1 protein-coding gene is annotated in these 1,115 nt (G+C 78.7%); it reads right to left on the bottom strand.

The window, feature by feature from the left end; genetic code table 11:
• Positions 1-126 precede the first annotated feature (126 nt).
• Complete coding sequence (locus tag JQN70_RS18575; RefSeq protein WP_204132878.1) at positions 127-1,053, bottom strand: hypothetical protein; 927 nt, start codon at positions 1,051-1,053, stop codon at positions 127-129.
• Between the last annotated feature and the right edge of the window lie 62 nt (positions 1,054-1,115).

A 1,115-nucleotide genomic window follows, 5' to 3' on the forward strand; every position in this document is an offset into this window, starting at 1 on the left:
CGCGCGGGGCGCGCCCCCGGGGGCGTGGTCGGGCGACCGGCGGTGGGGGGGGCCCGGTCGTGCGCATGTCGCGCGACCTCGTCCGCGGGAGGACGGGTTTGCTCGTCGTGAGGTGGCGTCGCCCGCCTACCCGAGGTGCAGCACCCGGGGGTCGAGCCCGAGGGCGCGGGCGAACCGCAGCAGCGTGGTGCGCCGACGGGGACCGGCGTCGAGGTCCTCGGACCACAGCTCGAGGAGGGTCCAGCCCTCGTCGCGCGCGAGGCCGCTGCGGTGCGCGTCGGCGCTGCGGCGGCGCCGGCTGGCGTGCACCGCTCCCTGGTACTCGCCGACGACGCGCTGCTCGCGCCACACGAGGTCGCCCTCGAGGAGCCATCCGCCGGCGCGGTCGGTGACGACGGCGTTCACCTCGGGCTCGGGGAACCCGGCCCGGACGAACATCAGCCGCGCCCGCGACTCGCGTGGGGAGCGGACCCCCGGGCGCGCCAGCCCCAGGGCCTGCGCGAGCGCCGACGCGCCGCGGGGGCGCACCCGCGCGTCGAGCGTCGCCCGCAGGGTGCCGATCGCGTCGCGACCGGACCGGGCCAGGACGGCGTCGGCCACCACCACGAGGTCGTCGACGTCGAGCCCGTGCCCGACGAGGTCACCGAGGTCGCACCAGGTGTCCTCGGGGCTCGTCACCCGCAGGCCGTCGACCAGCACCACGCGGCGTGTCTCCAGACCCCGGTGCCCGCGACACCCCCGCCGCCGGGTCGGGGTGCGGTCGGACGGGCGCATCACGTCGAGGACCGGGTCGCTCTCGAGCGGTGCCGGCAGGGGGAGGCCGAGCAGCACGGCGGCCGTCCGGTGGGAGAAGACGGCATCCGCGGGCAGGCCCGCCGACCAGGCGGCTGCGCGGTCACCGACCGTGAAGGGCTCCGCGAGCACGCGCACCGCATGGGTCGGGCGATGCAGGCCGCGCCCGCGCAGGTCGCAGGCGCGCAGGCCGGCGGCCCGCGCCCGGGCGACGGTGAACGGCCCGGCCGCGAGCTCGACGGGGAGCGGAGGCCGGGCCACCCGACCACTCTGGTGCTCGGGGCCGCCGTCGCGTTGGCGTCATCCACAGGCTCGGGTCGAGG

The sequence above is a fragment of the Phycicoccus sonneratiae genome, assembly GCF_016887965.1.
GTDB lineage: Bacteria > Actinomycetota > Actinomycetes > Actinomycetales > Dermatophilaceae > Phycicoccus > Phycicoccus sonneratiae.